This is a genomic window from Candidatus Tisiphia endosymbiont of Parasteatoda lunata, from assembly GCF_964030955.1.
Lineage (GTDB): Bacteria > Pseudomonadota > Alphaproteobacteria > Rickettsiales > Rickettsiaceae > Tisiphia.
In genome coordinates, this window is sequence record NZ_OZ035003.1 from 604601 (window position 1) to 622525 (window position 17925).

20 protein-coding genes and 1 tRNA gene are annotated in these 17925 nt (G+C 32.0%); 11 read left to right on the top strand and 10 right to left on the bottom strand.

The features are described 5' to 3' along the window. Positions 1 to 42: 42 nt before the first annotated feature. From tig to AAHN00_RS03715, 6 genes are all read right to left on the bottom strand, one after another. The gene (gene tig / locus AAHN00_RS03690) at positions 43 to 1374 is read right to left on the bottom strand and encodes a trigger factor (RefSeq protein WP_342272163.1); all 1332 of its coding nucleotides are present in this window, start codon (positions 1372 to 1374) and stop codon (positions 43 to 45) included. Positions 1375 to 1467: 93 nt separating this feature from the next. Beyond that, positions 1468 to 1552 (bottom strand) — tRNA-Leu (locus AAHN00_RS03695). Positions 1553 to 1598: 46 nt separating this feature from the next. Further along, the gene (gene dapE, locus AAHN00_RS03700) at positions 1599 to 2753 is read right to left on the bottom strand and encodes a succinyl-diaminopimelate desuccinylase (RefSeq protein WP_342272559.1); all 1155 of its coding nucleotides are present in this window, start codon (positions 2751 to 2753) and stop codon (positions 1599 to 1601) included. Between the two features lie 65 nt (positions 2754 to 2818). Beyond that, complete coding sequence (locus AAHN00_RS03705) at positions 2819 to 3247, bottom strand: universal stress protein (protein WP_342272164.1); 429 nt, start codon at positions 3245 to 3247, stop codon at positions 2819 to 2821. Positions 3248 to 3277: 30 nt separating this feature from the next. Continuing rightward, positions 3278 to 4213 (bottom strand): TAXI family TRAP transporter solute-binding subunit, encoded by a 936-nt coding sequence (locus AAHN00_RS03710; RefSeq protein WP_342272165.1) that lies wholly within the window; start codon positions 4211 to 4213, stop codon positions 3278 to 3280. 140 nt (positions 4214 to 4353) lie between these two features. Further along, positions 4354 to 4989 carry an epoxyqueuosine reductase QueH gene (locus AAHN00_RS03715; protein WP_342272166.1) on the bottom strand — a complete coding sequence of 212 codons (636 nt, stop codon included), beginning with the start codon at positions 4987 to 4989 and terminating at the stop codon, positions 4354 to 4356. A gap of 364 nt (positions 4990 to 5353) precedes the next feature. On the opposite strand from AAHN00_RS03715, the gene AAHN00_RS03720 reads away from it, so the two are divergent. The 7 genes from AAHN00_RS03720 (at position 5354) to AAHN00_RS03755 (ending at position 9090) form a co-directional block, all read left to right on the top strand. After that, a complete protein-coding gene (locus AAHN00_RS03720; RefSeq protein WP_342272167.1) occupies positions 5354 to 6052 on the top strand; it encodes a M15 family metallopeptidase in 699 nt (232 codons plus the stop codon). A gap of 207 nt (positions 6053 to 6259) precedes the next feature. After that, entirely contained in the window at positions 6260 to 6550 is a 291-nt protein-coding gene (locus tag AAHN00_RS03730) for a hypothetical protein (protein ID WP_342272168.1), read from the top strand. Between the two features lie 103 nt (positions 6551 to 6653). Then, positions 6654 to 6875: a hypothetical protein gene (locus AAHN00_RS03735; RefSeq protein WP_342272169.1), complete on the top strand. Its 222-nt coding sequence runs from the start codon at positions 6654 to 6656 to the stop codon at positions 6873 to 6875. Next, positions 6836 to 7138, top strand: a complete 303-nt coding sequence (locus AAHN00_RS03740; RefSeq protein ID WP_342272170.1) for a hypothetical protein — start codon at positions 6836 to 6838, stop codon at positions 7136 to 7138. The genes AAHN00_RS03735 and AAHN00_RS03740 overlap by 40 nt, the downstream gene beginning before the upstream one ends. 153 nt (positions 7139 to 7291) lie before the next feature. After that, on the top strand, positions 7292 to 7516 hold the full coding sequence (locus AAHN00_RS03745; RefSeq protein ID WP_342272171.1) for a hypothetical protein: 225 nt from the start codon (positions 7292 to 7294) through the stop codon (positions 7514 to 7516). Next, positions 7507 to 8067, top strand: a complete 561-nt coding sequence (locus AAHN00_RS03750; protein ID WP_342272172.1) for a transposase — start codon at positions 7507 to 7509, stop codon at positions 8065 to 8067. The genes AAHN00_RS03745 and AAHN00_RS03750 overlap by 10 nt, the downstream gene beginning before the upstream one ends. A 192-nt stretch (positions 8068 to 8259) precedes the next feature. Then, on the top strand, positions 8260 to 9090 hold the full coding sequence (locus AAHN00_RS03755; RefSeq protein WP_342272173.1) for a transposase: 831 nt from the start codon (positions 8260 to 8262) through the stop codon (positions 9088 to 9090). A 908-nt stretch (positions 9091 to 9998) separates the two neighbouring features. Here the strand turns inward: AAHN00_RS03755 and AAHN00_RS03760 are convergent. Continuing rightward, a complete protein-coding gene (locus AAHN00_RS03760) occupies positions 9999 to 11000 on the bottom strand; it encodes a serine/threonine dehydratase (RefSeq protein ID WP_342272560.1) in 1002 nt (333 codons plus the stop codon). Between the two features lie 89 nt (positions 11001 to 11089). Between AAHN00_RS03760 and lon the strand changes: the two genes are divergently transcribed. The 4 genes from lon to AAHN00_RS03780 all read left to right on the top strand — a co-directional run bounded on the left by lon (position 11090) and on the right by AAHN00_RS03780 (position 15855). Continuing rightward, positions 11090 to 13429 carry an endopeptidase La gene (gene lon / locus AAHN00_RS03765; RefSeq protein WP_342272174.1) on the top strand — a complete coding sequence of 780 codons (2340 nt, stop codon included), beginning with the start codon at positions 11090 to 11092 and terminating at the stop codon, positions 13427 to 13429. Positions 13430 to 13498: 69 nt separating this feature from the next. Further along, positions 13499 to 14050, top strand: coding sequence for a cytochrome b (locus AAHN00_RS03770; protein WP_342272175.1), 552 nt, complete (start codon positions 13499 to 13501; stop codon positions 14048 to 14050). A gap of 356 nt (positions 14051 to 14406) precedes the next feature. Next, positions 14407 to 15375 carry an LD-carboxypeptidase gene (locus AAHN00_RS03775; protein ID WP_410521428.1) on the top strand — a complete coding sequence of 323 codons (969 nt, stop codon included), beginning with the start codon at positions 14407 to 14409 and terminating at the stop codon, positions 15373 to 15375. Positions 15376 to 15675: 300 nt separating this feature from the next. Continuing rightward, positions 15676 to 15855 (top strand): hypothetical protein, encoded by a 180-nt coding sequence (locus tag AAHN00_RS03780; RefSeq protein WP_342271466.1) that lies wholly within the window; start codon positions 15676 to 15678, stop codon positions 15853 to 15855. A 128-nt stretch (positions 15856 to 15983) separates the two neighbouring features. Here AAHN00_RS03780 and AAHN00_RS03785 read toward each other — a convergent pair whose 3' ends face one another. The 3 genes from AAHN00_RS03785 to hemC form a co-directional block, all read right to left on the bottom strand. Further along, positions 15984 to 16439 carry a transposase gene (locus AAHN00_RS03785; protein ID WP_342272177.1) on the bottom strand — a complete coding sequence of 152 codons (456 nt, stop codon included), beginning with the start codon at positions 16437 to 16439 and terminating at the stop codon, positions 15984 to 15986. Positions 16440 to 16447: 8 nt separating this feature from the next. Further along, positions 16448 to 16636: a hypothetical protein gene (locus tag AAHN00_RS03790; RefSeq protein ID WP_342272178.1), complete on the bottom strand. Its 189-nt coding sequence runs from the start codon at positions 16634 to 16636 to the stop codon at positions 16448 to 16450. Positions 16637 to 16815: 179 nt separating this feature from the next. Then, positions 16816 to 17730: a hydroxymethylbilane synthase gene (gene hemC / locus AAHN00_RS03795; RefSeq protein ID WP_342272179.1), complete on the bottom strand. Its 915-nt coding sequence runs from the start codon at positions 17728 to 17730 to the stop codon at positions 16816 to 16818. Positions 17731 to 17925: the final 195 nt, after the last annotated feature.

A 17925-nucleotide genomic window follows, 5' to 3' on the forward strand; every position in this document is an offset into this window, starting at 1 on the left:
CCCTCCAAATATATCTTACTGATAATGCCCTGCTACTTGACTCTATACCACACGATCTTCTTCTTGTACTAAAAATTCTTCAAGCTTTTCTTTCGTATAATTTTTTTCCTCTAAGATCACTTCATTGTCAAAAATATGTTGTACTGTTTTTTCTTCTAATAACGGACCTTTTAAGCGTTCAAGAGCATTAGGATTTTTTTTATAAAAATCAAATATTGCTGTTTCTTGACCTGGAAACTTCTTTGCTTGAGCCATAATAGCACTTATAAGATCTTTCTGCTCGATATGTAAATTCTTAATTTTCATATATTCGGATAACATTAAACCTATTCTAACACGACGTAAGACTATCTTATTATAATACTCACTAATTTCTGCTTCTGATTTATCCTTAAATATCGAATTTGAGTCACTATTGCCCTCCATTTGAGATTTCAGAATACTTAGCTCTTGGTCTATTAAAGATTTAGGAACATTAAACATTAATAGCTTTTCTAATTGATCAAATAAGCTCATTTTCATTAAAGTGCGTATAGGCTCACTATATTCATTTTCTATGCTTTTAGAAATATTATCACGTAACTCTTCTAGTGTTTCACAATTAAATTTCTTAGCAAACTCATCATCAATAACTACCTCATCAGCAGAATGTACTGTCTTTACTTGTACAATAAACTTAGCCGGTTGACCTGCGACTTGCTCCATATGGTAATCTTCAGGAAATTTAACGTTGACTTCTACCTCATCTCCAGTCTTAGTTCCAATAAGCTGATCTTCAAACCCCTCAATAAAAGCTCCACTACCAATTACTAGCTTATAATCTGTAACCTTACCACCTTCAAAAGCCTCATTATTGACATAACCAATCGCATCAATAGTAATTTCCTGCCCTTTTTTTACTTTCCCTTTACTTTCTTTATTATAAATTTTTGATATAGATGCAAGCTTATCTATTTGCTTATTAACATCATCTTCTTTAATTACTAACTTTGGATGAGTAATTTTCATTTTTTTAAAATCTGGCAATTCAATATCAGGTAATAATTCAAATTTTAGAGTAAATTCTATATCCTCATTCTCTTCATTACGTAAATTTTCTAACTGCGGATCACCTACTGTTTTTAGTTTATGATCTTTAATAACATGCTGTACTGCATGATTAATTTCATGGTTTACCACATCAGACCTAACAGATTGCTTATATTTTTTATTAACAATGCTGATTGGCACTTTACCAACACGAAATCCATCAAGCTTAACTTTTTTTGCTAAACTAGCTAATTCTTTTTGTACTTCATTGGTAATTTTAGAAGAAGGAAGGACTACTTTAACTTCAAAATCTAGACCTTCATTTTTAAGTTCTGTGACTTGCATACTAAAAAACTCATTAGCAATATTAAAACCTTACGAAAACTTGAAGAGCTACTAAATTAAATCAAGCTCTTCAGTTTTTGTATTATTATTTTGTGGTGCGGATGGAGGGACTTGAACCCCCAAGCCTTGCGGCGCTAGAACCTAAATCTAGTACGTCTCCCAATTTCGTCACACCCGCATAGCTGTATCCCTAACCTTAACATAGATTGTTTTAACAACTTGAATTAAATAGGTTCAGTTAGGAATTTTATCAGAGAATTATAATACACATGATACAGACTTTGTAAATCGTTAATTTCTGTGTATTCATTAATTTTATGAGCTGTATTAGATTGTAAACCAAATTCCACAACAGGACAATAATTTTGGATAAACCTCGCATCAGAAGTACCACCACTAGTAGATAATTTTGTATATACTCCTGTTGTATTAGATACTACCCGAACAAAATCGGCAATTAACCCTACTGGTTCTTGGATAAAACAATTAGCTGAAGTTACACTACTTAATTCATATTTAAAGTTATATTTCGCACAATATTTATTAATTATCTGATCTATCAAATCTGTTATGCTCGATGATGAATGAAGATCATTAAAACGAATATTAAACTTTGTTATAATTTTTGAAGGAATTACATTAGTAACATCATTACCTACATCAATAGACGTAACTTCTAGATTCGACTGTTGAAAAAATTCACTTCCTTCATCCAGTCGATAATTAACCAACTCATTGAGTATCTGAACTAAAGGAGTAATCGGATTACTGGCTTGTAATGGATATGCCACATGCCCCATTGTACCATATAGAACTAAGTTAAAGTTAATACTTCCTCGCCGACCAATTTTTATGGTATCGCCTATTTGATGCTCATTTGTTGGTTCACCTACAATAGCAAGATCGATCAAATTATTACCACCCTTATGCAAATATTTTAACATTTCCACAGTGCCATATTTGGCGTTTCCTTCCTCATCGCTAGTAATTAGAAAACTAATTGAACCATGCGGAGTTGGATTTAACTTAATAAAATCTAAGCTAGCAGCTAGGAAACATGCTATCGATCCCTTCATGTCAACAACTCCCCTACCATAAATTTTATCACCTACGGTAGTTGCTATAAAAGGGTCGTTAAGCCATAATGCCTTATCACCTGTTGGCACGACATCAACATGTCCAGCAAAACAAATATTAGGTCTTGCATTACCATAAACAGCATAAAGATTGGTTACTTTATAATTATCCTCTCCAAATATTTTGATTTCAGTCTTAAAACCATTTTTTTCTAATAAATCATTAATATATTCAATACAACCGCTACTCTCAGGAGTTACTGATTGAAAACTAATTAAGTCTTCAAGAAATTTTATCAAGATAACCTCCAGTAGTCATCAATTTATAGTTTTTCCTAAAAATTCTTCTTTCATATCTAGCCAATGTTTTATTCTCTGACAACCAAAACAGACACACCCGAGTACCGCACAATCTTGGAAGCATTAGGACCTAACATATAATCTCTGAGTTGTGGCCTTACTGCTGAAATAATGATTAAGTCAGCTTTCACTTCATTGGCATATTGTATTATTTCATCATATACTGCCCCTCGACCAATATGCAATTCAACTTCGATCTCCTCCGGCACATATTGTCTAATTAATTCTGTTACTTGTACCCGATATTTTTCTTTTTGATCTTTTGCCCAACTTTTAGGCAAATAATCCTCAACCATTTTCATACCGAAATCTGAAATGATATAAAGAAAATGTAATTTGGCACTAAAGATAGTAGCAAAACTTAAAGCCTTTGGTAATATCACCTTAACTGATTGTTTATCCGACAAATCTATCGGTATTATTATATTTTTAAACACAATTAACACTACTCCGGTGCATTTATATTATTATCTATTTCTTACTACTGAATGTTTTGGCAAAACAAAATTATTAGTATCAGCAAAATGCTCAATATCTATATTATATAACATATAATTAGAATGTTTAAAATGTTTTACGTTTTTGTGAAACATTCCGATAAATTTATCCAATAGTTTAGAATCCATATTACTATTAGTAACTAAAATTGCTGTTACTGCTACTGTATTCTGATCGAGAGTGATCCCAGGATATAATCTTTTATCCAGTAATGCCTTATGAAAAGCTTTATTAGTGGCGATTAATTGTGCAATTTTATTATCTTTAATAGGCACAAAATCAACTTTACAGCTATTAGCAGTAAATCCCATCAAGGCATTAGGATGACCTACCGTCATCATTATCACATCAATTTTACCACTGCAAAATTCTTTTATTGACTCTTCATAATTAATTTCATCACCATCTATTGGTTCTTTAGTAAAATTATATAACTTCCTTATAGCATTATAGGTAATAGTATTACTAGAGAATGGCAAGCCATTTGATATTCTCTTACCCTCAATATCTGAAAAAGTCTTTATCTCATGCTGATTTTTTACAACAACAGTAAAAAACTCATCATATAGATTAAGTACCTGACGCATTTCTTGCATTTTTTCTGTATTAGAGTAATATCCAGTACCTTCAAAAGCCTCAAGTGCTACATTAGATTGCACTAAAGCTAAATCTATCTTACCTTCTTTTAACAAAGCTAAATTTTCAATCCCTCCACTGGTAGGTACTACTTCACAATTCACACTTTTATCAGCTAAAGTAAAGGTTTTACACAAATCCAATCCGATAGAGTAATAACCCTTCAAAATAGAACCAGACCCAATTTTCACGGTTCTTTGCGAAGCAAAAACACAATTACTAGTAAAAAACAGGCAAAAAACTACCAATATAACTCTGAAATTACTCATAAATAACACTATACACTAAAAATAATTGACCACTAATACTTAAAGACTTAAAATTTAATAAATCATTTTCCCTATCCAAAGTACCTTTACTATTATTGATAATCAAGATAATTATTACAATTCATGTGTAAAAAAAATCCTTATCCCTTATAATATTCTTCTCCAATTTCAATTTCACTGCGGTTATTTAACTTACGCCAATTATTGGTATCCCTAAGTGAGTAGATACAGCCACAATATTCTTGCTTATAAAAATTCTCACGTTTAGCTATTTCGTACATTCTACTGCTACCTCCATTTTTACGCCAATTATAAGTCCAGTAAGTTATTCCATCGTAATTAGAAGCAGCCTTGATCCCTGATTCATTAATTTGATTCATATCTTTCCATCGGGAAATACCAAGAGAACTGGTGATAACTTTAAAAGCATTCTCATAGGCATAAAGTGCTGTACGTTCAAAACGCATATCAAAGCACATAGAGCAACGTTTACCTCTTTCTGGCTCACATTCCATACCTTTGCTTCTTGCAAACCAATTTTGTACGTCATAATCTGCGTCAATAAAATTAATACCCATTTTTTCAGCAAAACGAATATTTTCATTTTTACGAATTTCATACTCTTTTTTAGGATGAATATTAGGGTTATAGAAAAAAATAGTTAAGTCAATGCCAGACATTAACATTTTTTCCATAAGTTCTCCTGAACATGGAGCACAGCAAGAGTGCAGTAGGACTTTACTTTCACCATTTGGTACTTCTAGAATTTCATTCATAATTATCTGCTAAATTTTTTCTGTAAGTTTCTTTATAAAATCTTAAAATAACATACAATATAGCTAACTCGATTAGTATTTATCCACAGTTGATCTAGGGCAATGTTGTCATCCCCGCGTAGGCGGTGATCTAAAATAGTGTTCAAAAAACCCTGAAATATTATAGATTCCCGCCTTCATGGGAATGACATCCTTTTCGTTGAAACAAATGGATAAATGTTAGTCGGGTTAGCTATATTATCACAAGGACAATTCAAGAAATTAAGATATTGTATTGTAGAAAAAAGTATAATAAATTATTATTTTTTATTAACAATAATTTTGTTACTAAATATTGAATATTAGTTTAATTGAGAGATATATTATGTTGAATGAAACAGTCAATTTACCGGAAGGTTTTGTGTATTTGGATCAAATAGATCCTACTATAATTCAACAGATGATGTATTATGATACTAGAAATTTTGTAGGAAAGCAGATCGATGGCTATAAAGCTAATAGAGCTATACTAACTAAAGAAGCGGCTACTGCCTTAAAAAATCTTCAGCAAGATATAAAAAATGATAACTACTCTTTGGTAATTTATGATGCTTATAGACCTAATAAAGCTGTACAACATTTCGTTAGATGGGGAGAAGATGTTGCTGATCAAAAAATGAAAGACTCTTATTATCCATACATTAATAAGGCTGAAATTTTTCAATTAGGTTATGTTGCTAAACGATCACCTCATAGTCGTGGAAGTACTGTAGATTTAACTATTATCGAACTTGGAAAACAATTAAATCCAAACCCTAAAATGATAAAAAGACCTCTAAAAGATGGTCGTCTAATTCCTTATTTTGATGATAATACGGTTGACATGTATAGCTCTGTAGATATTATGGATATAGTATCCTCCCATGATAGTAAACTAATTGATGAACTTTACTTACAAAATCGTAATTATCTACGTAAGAAAATGAGAAAACATAATTTTAAGGAATATTCGGTTGAGTGGTGGCATTATACCTTGCAAGACGAACCTTATAAAGATAAATATTTTGACTTTGATGTTAAATAGACTTTTTGCATTAAGTATAATAACTTAAAAAAAGTAATAATTATTTAAGGAGAAATTAAAATAGACCTCTTTCGAAACTCGCTTATGCTGAGGGATTTGAAGGAGACGCGGAACGCAGAACCGCAGCGTACTCGAATGTACGTGAGGATTCGAGTACCGCATCGACGTACAAATCATCAGCAGAAGTAGAGTTTCAAAAGAGGTCTAATGAGTAAAGATAGAATTACGGGACGTAATAAAGAACTCTTACAAGATGCAGCTCAGAGATTAGGGATTTTTGAAGATGAAGTTCTCAGTAAAGTTCCAAACGGAATATTATTAATGGCTACATTCAACGACAAAGCTCTTGGAGGTTTTCTAAAGAGAATGCAACTAGATATGTCTCAAGCAGCAGTATTAGAGAAGCAAATAGCCGACGATAAAGTTGGTGGTGGAGTCCTAAAAGTTGGGGCTGGAGTCCTAAAAGTTGGGGCTGGAGTCCTAGATTTTCTTAGTTAACCACTCTGCACTGCAAGTGCAGAGCTTAATATTACGGCATGAATGCCTCATGTATGTACTAACTTAAAAGTTAGAAACTATTTGTGTATGGCTCATTTAGAAAGTGTCACAACACAAAAAGAATATATCTGTGAAGTGTAAGATTTTGTTAAAAAATATCTTATCTTATCTTTTCTTGATAAGATATTTAAAATTTATGTTGAAACGACGCACTGCAAGTGCGGGGTTTTTCTCCCAAAGTGGGACAATAAAACACAAGAAAACTCTTCTCAACAACAGGAGGAAATGTCTAGTGCTGTTAGCTATCAGAATTGGGATAAAATGAATCAAATGCACTTAAAACACGTAGCTACACTATCAGAAAAGTCTGAAAATGAAGTTTTAAAGGAAATTTCACGAGACCTAGGGGAAGCTTTATCTAACCCTGAAGAGCTTGAAAACTATCTAACAGCAGTGCTAGATAGCCACCTAACAATTAATGATTCTCGCACAAACGACAATCCCCCTATTGATGTAGCAGCTCGCTATAATGCCTCTAGCTGTGCTTTAACGGGTGAAAATCCAACCATTAACGAGGACTGCAATTAAGTAGTCTGTCCGGCAAAACTCTATAAGTCTTATAGATAATAGGGTTTAATGGCAGAAAATAGTTAACCACTCTGCACTGCAAGTGCAGAGCTTAATATTACGGCATGAATGCCTCATGTATGTACTAACTTAAAAGTTAGAAACTATTTGTGTATGGCTCATTTAGAAAGTGTCACAACACAAAAAAATATATCTGTGAAGTGTAAGATTTTGTTAAAAAATATCCTATCTTTTCTTGATAAGATATTTAAAATTTATGTTGAAACGACGCACTGCAAGTGCGGGGTTTTTCTCCCAAAGTGGGACAATAAAGAAATCCATAAGAAAATGTTAAAATATGCTAATAAACCTTATGGATTTCAGTCAATATGCCAATAGAAAATATTATCAAATCACAAAAACAAGGAAAACTTTTTGGTTATAAATTAAAAGAAGAATTAAACTCAAATAATAAGCTATATAAATTAAGAGAATTAATAAATTGGTCTGGTCTAGAAGAATGGTTATCAAAAAATGTTTCTATTAAGAGATTTGGTAGAAATAGAAAATGTCATAGAGTGATGCTTGGTGTAACGATGCTACAAGCAATGTATAATTTTTCAGATTCATTAGCAGAGGAAGAACTAAAAGAAAACATGTATTGGCAATATTTCTGTGGGTGGGAATATATAGAAACAGATATAGCGATGTCGGAAACTAGCATAAGAAGATTTCGTAATTTATTAGGTGAATCTGGATATAACGAGATATTAGCAGAGTTGATAAGAGTTGGAATAAGAACTAACACAATTAAAAAAAAAGATTTGGAATTGATAATTGCTGATACAACGGTACAAATTAAGAATATCAAGCACCCACATGATGTTTATTGTCCCACTTTGGGAGAAAAACCCCGCACTTGCAGTGCGTCGTTTCAACATAAATTTTAAATATCTTATCAAGAAAAGATAAGAATGAATCATACAGATATTTTTTAACAAAATCTTACACTTCACAGATATATTCTTTTTGTGTTGTGACACTTTCTAAATGAGCCATACACAAATAGTTTCTAACTTTTAAGTTAGTACATACATGAGGCATTCATGCCGTAATATTAAGCTCTGCACTTGCAGTGCAGAGTGGTTAACTTAATGGATAAAGCTAGGCTTAGTATTGTGAAGCTTTGCCAAAGTTTGGGTATAAGTTTAAACGAAACCTACGCTAGAACCTATAAGCGAGATATAATAAAGCTCTGGAAGTATAAAGAGCATAGCAAAGCCAAGAAGCGTTGGAAAATAATGAAGCATTTAAAAACGTTACTTGGTCGTTTGGTTAGAATATGTGAGCGTGAGATAAAAAATCAGAAATTAAACTTATCTATCAGAGATCAAGAAGTATTGAAAAAAGTAAAACAAATACATAGCCAATCTGTTTTAAAAAGAGAAGAGAAAAAGCAATACAAAGAACAGAATAAAATATTGTATAGTTTTCATGCCCCTGAGGTAGAGTGTATAGGGAAGGGAAAACGAAACAAGCCATATGAGTTTGGCAATAAAGTTGCGGTAGTAGTCAGTGGTCGTAGAAATTTTGTACTGTCAGCAAAATCGTTTCATAATAATCCTTATGATGGTCATACATTGCAGCAGAGTTTTGAAGCGGTAGAAAATGTAACTGGAATAAAGATAAAAAAATCGTTTGTTGATCTTGGTTATACTGGCAGCAATGTTAAAGAGAAGAGTAAGGTATATACCCCAAAAACTCGGAAAAAGTTATTGAAAGAAGACAAGTGTATGATCAGGAGACGCAGTGCTATAGAACCAATAATAGGGCATTTGAAACAATATGGCAGGATGGGCAGAAACTTCTTGAAGGGTGTGATAGGAGATGTGATCAATCCAATAATCTCTGCTATAGGTTTGAATTTACGATGTATTGCCAATCATTTACACATCATGCCTAACTCTACATAAAAAAATTATCATTAAAAAACTTGCTAAACGATTAAAAAAAATCGTTAACAATAAGCTCATGTAAAAATTTTACTAAAACAGAAATTTTTCAATAAAATTGAAAACAATTTTTAATTTTAGTGCAAATATTAGAATTTTTTTTGTAAAAATTTTATAGTCACCTTTTTGGTTAAAACCCCCAGCTTCAGCTGGGAAAGACTTCAGTCCTTGTTCTAATATTTCAATTCACTATAACTTGAATATATGATATTTTAATATACATAAGAGCAAGCTCTTCATGTATATTAAAATATCATATATGACAGATTATAACAAGACTAGCCACACTGTATTTTACCATCGCTTTCATGTTGTTTGGATCACTAAATATCGCTACAAAGTATTGCAGGGTAACTTATAAGAATTAGGATCAGAGAGATAGCACAGGCATTAGTAATATCTCTTTAGAGTAATAGCGACTTCCAGTCTAGATATCAACCCACCAGCTTCAGCTGGTTGTTATTGAGTCAATCATAGATTATGGGGGGCTTTAAATATTTTTGGCGGACGGACTAAGTAAAAATGTCCTAAATTTCACCGAATTCAGGATAGGAATTAGTTAGTCCGTCCGCCAAAACTCAAAAAAATACTACTTGTGGCACTAATTTCCAAAAATTGTATGATTTTAGACTAAATTATTATGATTTCGAGAGCTAATTTCAAGTTTTTGTATCAAAAACACCCTATTTCCCAAAACATACTCAATTTGCTCGTTACCATTTTTTTGTATTTCCATAAGCTTTTGATATAAAACCCTTCATTTTCTTATGGATTTTACTATTACTTTTTGCCTTAAAACCCCTTTGTCTATAAGGCTTGTAGAGTTTTGGCGGAGCGACTAGTTAATTCTTATCCCGAATAGAGGTAGGTTACATTAATGGGCTTGGTAAATTAGATAGATAATTCCCCTTCCAAAGCTCCTGATAAAGAGCAGGATCAATGTTTCCACCCGATATAAGTACTAAAACTCTCTTAGGTTTTGATTGTCTCTTTAACCAATCAACTACTCCAACCATATTTAAAGCACATGATGGCTCACAAGCAATTTTTAGTAAATGCGTTAACCAAGCGGTCCAGTAATATATAGAATATTCATCAGCAAGAAAGAAATCATCAAGTTTATTTAGATAATTAAATGTACGTGGTGAAACTGCTAAAGTACGTAAACCATCGGCTACAGTATTTGGTGAATCAGTAAATCTATATATTGAACCTTGTTTAATAGATAAAAAAGCATCATTCGCATTAACCGGCTCTGAACCTATAAGCAAGCTGGATGGAGACAGTAATTTTTTTGCTAAATATGATCCAGAAAGTAATCCACCTCCTCCACAAGAAGCAAAAATAGCATCTGGGCTAAACCCTAGCTGTTGCAAGGCTTCATAACACATAGTACCAGCCCCAGCTATACTCGAATCGCTATCAGAAGGATGCAAATAGTAGAAACCATTTTCTATATCACCTTTTGCCCTATCTTCTGCCACTTGCCTAGTATCGGTCAGTATAACCTCTGCTCCGTAATATCTTGCTGCTTGTTGCTTAATTGGAGAAGTATCTTTGGGCAAATAAATTCTTGCATTTAGATTAAGAATTTTTGCTACCCAAGCAAGACCAATTCCATGATTACCTGTACTATATGCAACAATTTTATCTAGTAAACGATTTCGTTCTTGTAACTCTAATAAATGGTTTAATACCCCTCTAACCTTGAATGCTCCAGTTTTTTGCAACGATTCTATTTTAAAGAAAATTTTATGCCCCAGCATTTCATTTAAAGTTTCAGACTGGACTATTGGAGTCAAATGAAGATATTGTTTTACCCTATTACTTGCTATTGATATTATATTTGGAGATTGAGGTGATAAATGCATATACAAAATAAATGTAGCTTGAAATCCCAGCACGGCAACATTATATAGTTAACAATCCCTTTAGTATATAAATTTTTCAAGCTTTTAGTATGACAAATAAAGAAAAATTACCCCTACTCGCATTAAAAGACATGGTGATATTTCCCGGCATGGTTGCTCCCATATTTGTCGGTAGGACAAAATCTCTAAAAGCCTTACTGAATACTAAATCTACAGATACTAATAGATATATATTATTGGTGTTACAAAAACAACAAGATCAAGACACTCTAGATATTCAAGATCTTCATTCTACAGGAGTAATTGCTAAAATTATACAAACAGTAAGATTACAAAATAATGCAAAAATTCTTGTTGAAGCAATGCAGAAGGTTAAACTTCATAACATAACTAATAAAGAAATGTTTGAAGCTGAATATAGCATACTACAAGATGAAGAGGTAATTGATGTGGAAGATTTAAAAGTTTCTACGTCAATTGTCATTGAGTTATTTATGAAATATACCAAGAATCATAAAAAAATTAATCCAGAAATAATAGAGACAATAGCTGATGAAATAACCAAAGATCCGACAAATTTTAGTTATATTACTAATGTGCTAGCCTCTTATCTGACTGCACCATTACTAATAAAACAAACCTTATTAGAAGAAACAAAACCTCAAACACGAATTAAAACTATAATAGATACATTGACATCTAGTATGGCTCAAATGGAAGCAGAACAAGCTTTACAACTACGAGTAAAAAAACAAATTGAAAAAACTCAGCGTGATTATTACTTGCACGAACAAATGAAAGCTATACAAAAAGAACTCGAGCAGGATAAATCTGACTTTTCTGATATAGAAAAAAAGATTAAGACCTTAAAACTTTCAAAAGAAGCAAAAGAAAAAGCCGAATCAGAACTGAAAAAGCTAAAGCTTATGAATCAAATGTCAGGTGAATCCTCAGTTGTTCGTAACTATCTTGATACAATATTAGCTATGCCATGGGGAAAATTTGATAATAGTAAAACTGATATAAATAAAACTAGAGAAATTTTGGATCGGGATCATTTTGGTCTTGAGAAAGTCAAGGATCGCATCATTGAATATTTAGCAGTATTACAACGCTCTAAAAAAATTAAAGGACCTATACTATGCTTAATTGGTCCTCCAGGAGTGGGGAAAACATCACTGGTCAAGTCAATTGCTGAAGCAATGGGTAGGAAATATACTAAATTTGCTCTTGGCGGCATTAGAGATGAATCGGAAATTAGAGGTCATAGAAAAACATATCTTGGTTCTATGCCAGGAAAAATCATAAACTTAATTAAAAAAGTTAAAACTAATAACCCTGTTATGTTATTAGATGAAATTGATAAAATGGGTTCTGATTTCCGAGGCGATCCAGCATCTGCTTTACTTGAAGTTTTGGATCCTGAACAAAACAGCCATTTCGTTGATCATTATTTAGAAGTAGAATATGATTTATCAGAAGTAATGTTTATTGCAACAGCCAATTCTTATAATTTGCCAAGAGCTTTACTAGATCGTATGGAGATCATTAATGTTTCTGGTTATGTTGAAGAAGAAAAATCACAAATTGCTAAAAACTATTTAATACCAAAGCAATTGAAACTACATCAAATGAAGAAAAATGAGCTAATTATTGATGATGGAGCAATCTTAGAGTTAATCAGATATTATACCAAAGAATCAGGGGTAAGATCGCTTGAAAGAGAAATTAGCTCTGTTACAAGAAAAGTATTGCAAAGGATTCTGAGTAACAAAGAAGTAAAAAGCATATCAATATCATCTGAAAATCTTGAAGAATATTTAGGTGCTAGAAAACATAATTTTGGTTTAGCTGAGAAAGAAGACCAAATAGGCAGTACCACAGGGCTTGCTTATACAGAAGTTGGCGGAGAACTATTAACCATTGAAGCATTGTCATTCCCTGGAAAGGGAGATATTAAAACTACAGGCAAGCTTGGGGATGTAATGAAAGAATCCGCTCAAGCAGCTTATAGTTGTTTCCGCTCTAGAGCTAATAATTTTGGACTGAAGTACGAAGATTACAAAGACCTTGATATCCATTTGCATGTACCGGCTGGTGCAATTCCAAAAGATGGACCATCTGCTGGATGTGCAATATTTACCACTATTGTTTCACTTATGACCAAAATACCAGTCAAAAGAACTGTGGCAATGACTGGAGAAATTACCCTAAGGGGTACAGTGTTACCAATTGGAGGACTAAAAGAAAAATTATTGGCTGCTAGCCGAGGTGGTATACAAACAGTATTAATACCTGAAGAGAATATCAAGGACTTAAAAGATATTCCACCGAATATAAAGAATAGCTTGGAAATTTTATCAGTGTCAAATATAGATCAAGTACTAAAATTAGCTTTAGTGAATAATAATTTTACAGTTGCTAACTAAAAAAATATTAACATTAAGATAGAAACTTGAATATACTTAAAATTATTTAGCTATGTTGTAGGTTTGAATATGACTATTAAAAACACTGAAAATTCCTATGGTTTAGTTACAAAACTTCTACATTGGATAGTTGGAGTTATGATAGTGTCAATGATTATAGTTGGTTTTTCTATGCAAAACATAGAATATCCTGTTATAAAACAGCAAATTTACGCCTATCACAAGGCTACAGGCGTGATGGTATTATTACTAGTATCCATAAGATTGCTATGGCGTTTAATTAATATCAGAGTAATCTTACCAAGTGATTTACCAAGATGGCAAAAAAATGTTGCTACCTTAAATATCAATATACTCTATCTTTTAATGTTTATAATGCCAATCAGTGGTGTATTAATGACCATTCTATCAGGTCGTAACATTGACATATATGGACTGTTTACTATCACTTCATTCATTCAGAATGCATCATTTGCCAAAATATTTTACAAAATGCATGAATTTTCAGCATTTATTCTCTGTATTTTAATTGCTCTGCATACTTTAGCTGCCTTTTATCACCATTTTGTAAGAAAAGATGATATATTGAAGAGAATGTGGTTCAATAACAGATATAATTGAAAATGTGAGGAATTAGGCAACTTTTGGAATTGCTGCATATAACTATGTAATATAAAAGCATTGTGGATAAGTTTGTGAATAAAAAATGAATGATCATTTTGTAAAATCCATGTTCAACTTAATTTTACATCTTATTAACAAGCAAATATATTGCTTAATTGCTTAAAGTATAGATTAAATCTTATTAATATCTTAATTGTAAATAGAAAAAATATTAATGCCATTGACTAATTTTTACTTAGTGCATAACTTTTATCGTGTATAATCAAATTAATTAATCAATGATAAAATTCAGACTATAATAGAAAACCATCCATATCATAAATAGGCTATGCTCGATGAGAAGTAATATTTGTATAATCCTCCTACCAGTTGTTTTTATGTTATTATCAGCATTTTCGAATCTAGACTTTAACAAAAATAATAAGGAATTTATTAGCTTATTGAAAGATACAAAAATTACTGTTGTTGCTCCTGCCTCAGGGGTAAGCAGTGAATTATTATCTAATTTAAAAAATATTACTTCATTGAAACTAGATATTCCAAATAGTTGCTTTGGAGGAAAAAGCTTATTCCATTCTACCGACGATAAAACAAGGTTATCGTGTTTAGAAAACGCGTTACTGGATCAATCAAATGACGTAATATGGACACTTCGCGGGGGATATGGTTCAGCAAAATTGATTCCTGACTTACAACGCATGAAAAAACCTATAAAGGAAAAGTTTTTTATAGGGTTTAGTGATATGACTGCTTTACATATTTTCTTTTCTCAAGAATGGGGATGGAAGACAATTCATGGTAACGGAATCATTGAAATATTTAATCCAACAAGAGATCATCAGAATTTTATAAAAATAGCAAAAATAATTTCTGGTAAAGAAACTCTAGCTAAAATTAAAGGGTTATCAGCAATCAACCATGCTGCAAAATCTAGCAAAATTGTTACAGGTAATCTTACTGGCGGTAATCTAACCATTGTACAAACATCTATAGGTGCATCATGGCAAATAAAAACAGCAGATAAGATTCTTTTTTTGGAAGATGTTGACATAAAACCATATCAGCTAGATCGCATTTTATATCATTTAAAACAAGCAAGGCTGCTAGATCATGTAAATGCTATAATATTTGGGACTTGTGGAGGTGATGGTAAGAGTATCATTACTGTTCTTACTGATTTTGCAGCAACCTTAAAAATTCCAGTATTTAAGACTAATAGGTTTGGTCACGAGGAAATTAATGATCCAATTATTTACAATACTAGTACAAAAATTATTCCTTCTAATGATAACCAGTTCGAATTAATAATGAAATGCTATTAAGAATAATTCTAAGTGAACCCAAGAAGGTTTTGCCTATAGTGAATTGAAGAGAATTGAGTAGCAGGAGCGATGGAGCGACACTATAATGTTAATAGGCGAAGGATCGAAGACGACGTTACCAAATTTTCCTCAATTCACTATAGCTAGTCCGTCCGCCAAAAATATTTAAAGCCCCCCATAATCTATGATTGAGTTAACCACTCTGCACTGCAAGTGCAGAGCTTAATATTACGGCATGAATGCCTCATGTATGTACTAACTTAAAAGTTAGAAACTATTTGTGTATGGCTCATTTAGAAAGTGTCACAACACAAAAAGAATATATCTGTGAAGTGTAAGATTTTGTTAAAAAATATCTGTATGATTCATTCTTATCTTTTCTTGATAAGATATTTAAAATTTATGTTGAAACGACGCACTGCAAGTGCGGGGTTTTTCTCCCAAAGTGGGACAATAAAATTTTTACAAAAAAAATTCTAATATTTGCACTAAAATTAAAAATTGTTTTCAATTTTATTGAAAAATTTCTGTTTTAGTAAAATTTTTACATGAGCTTATTGTTAACGATTTTTTTTAATCGTTTAGTAAGTTTTTTAATGATAATTTTTTTATGTAGAGTTAGGCATGATGTGTAAATGATTGGCAATACATCGTAAATTCAAACCTATAGCAGAGATTATTGGATTGATCACATCTCCTATCACACCCTTCAAGAAGTTTCTGCCCATCCTGCCATATTGTTTCAAATGCCCTATTATTGGTTCTATAGCACTGCGTCTCCTGATCATACACTTGTCTTCTTTCAATAACTTTTTCCGAGTTTTTGGGGTATATACCTTACTCTTCTCTTTAACATTGCTGCCAGTATAACCAAGATCAACAAACGATTTTTTTATCTTTATTCCAGTTACATTTTCTACCGCTTCAAAACTCTGCTGCAATGTATGACCATCATAAGGATTATTATGAAACGATTTTGCTGACAGTACAAAATTTCTACGACCACTGACTACTACCGCAACTTTATTGCCAAACTCATATGGCTTGTTTCGTTTTCCCTTCACTATACACTCTACCTCAGGGGCATGAAAACTATACAATATTTTATTGTCCCACTTTGGGAGAAAAACCCCGCACTTGCAGTGCGTCGTTTCAACATAAATTTTAAATATCTTATCAAGAAAAGATAAGAATGAATCATACAGATATTTTTTAACAAAATCTTACACTTCACAGATATATTCTTTTTGTGTTGTGACACTTTCTAAATGAGCCATACACAAATAGTTTCTAACTTTTAAGTTAGTACATACATGAGGCATTCATGCCGTAATATTAAGCTCTGCACTTGCAGTGCAGAGTGGTTAACTAGCATATTTTAACATTTTCTTATGGATTTCTTTATTATTTTCTGCCATTAAACCCTATTATCTATAAGACTTATAGAGTTTTGCCGGACAGACTAGCTAACATCAAAGTTTTTGCAGCCTGTATGCCAAAATTTTTACAATCTTTTGGTTTAGAAATGTCGCTATGAAAAACTATTTTACTCCCGTCAAAATCAGAAAGCATAAACTCTGTATGAATATCATTACCTATATACGTTGAATAAGCAGCTATAGGAATTTTACAATCTGCATCTAAATATTCCAAAAATGCCCTTCCAGCTTGCATTAGCTCCCATGTTTCAAGATGGTTAATTTTATTACATATTTCCTGCATTTTATTATCATTTTTTCTTATCTCTATCGCTATAACTCCCTGACCTACAGATGGTAACATCTCTTTTGTCTCTATTAAGTGGCAATATTGTGTATTAAATAGTCCTAATCTTTTTAAACCACTATAAGCTAAAATGGTTGCATCAACATCACCTTGCATTAATTTTTTTATTCTTGAATCAACATTTCCTCTAAAAGTAACAATTTTTAAATCAGGTCTTTTTCTTTGTATTAGGATTTTTCTACGAACTGAAGATGTACCTACCTTACTAGCAAAAGGCAGTTCTTCTATTGATTTATAATCTAAGCAGACAAATACATCTCGTGCATCTTCTCTCTCAAGTACAGCACATATCATCAATTCTGACGGTAGTTTGCAAGGTACGTCTTTTAAGGAATGTACAGCTAAGTCAATTTCGCCATTTATAAGAGCATTTTCTATTTCTTTTAAAAATAAAGCTTTGCCACCTATATCATACAGATTTTTATCCTTAATCAAATCACCAGAGGTAATTATTGGAACTATTTCATAAATTATGTTTGGATAATGAATTTTAATTTGGTCTACTACTAAATTTGTCTGTATTAAAGCCAAAGGACTTCTTCTAGTACCTATTTTTATTACTTTCTTCATAGAACCCAGCTATTTTCTCAAATGCATATCTTTTTATTACTGTTAATCTACAAAACTCATTATCTCCAAAATCTTGTAATTACATATATTCTATTGATAAAGGTTATTTTTATCATCATGATCATTTATTTTAGGTTACATAAGAGGACTAATATAGAAATTACTTCTATGTCCTAATTTTTGCTATTCATAACA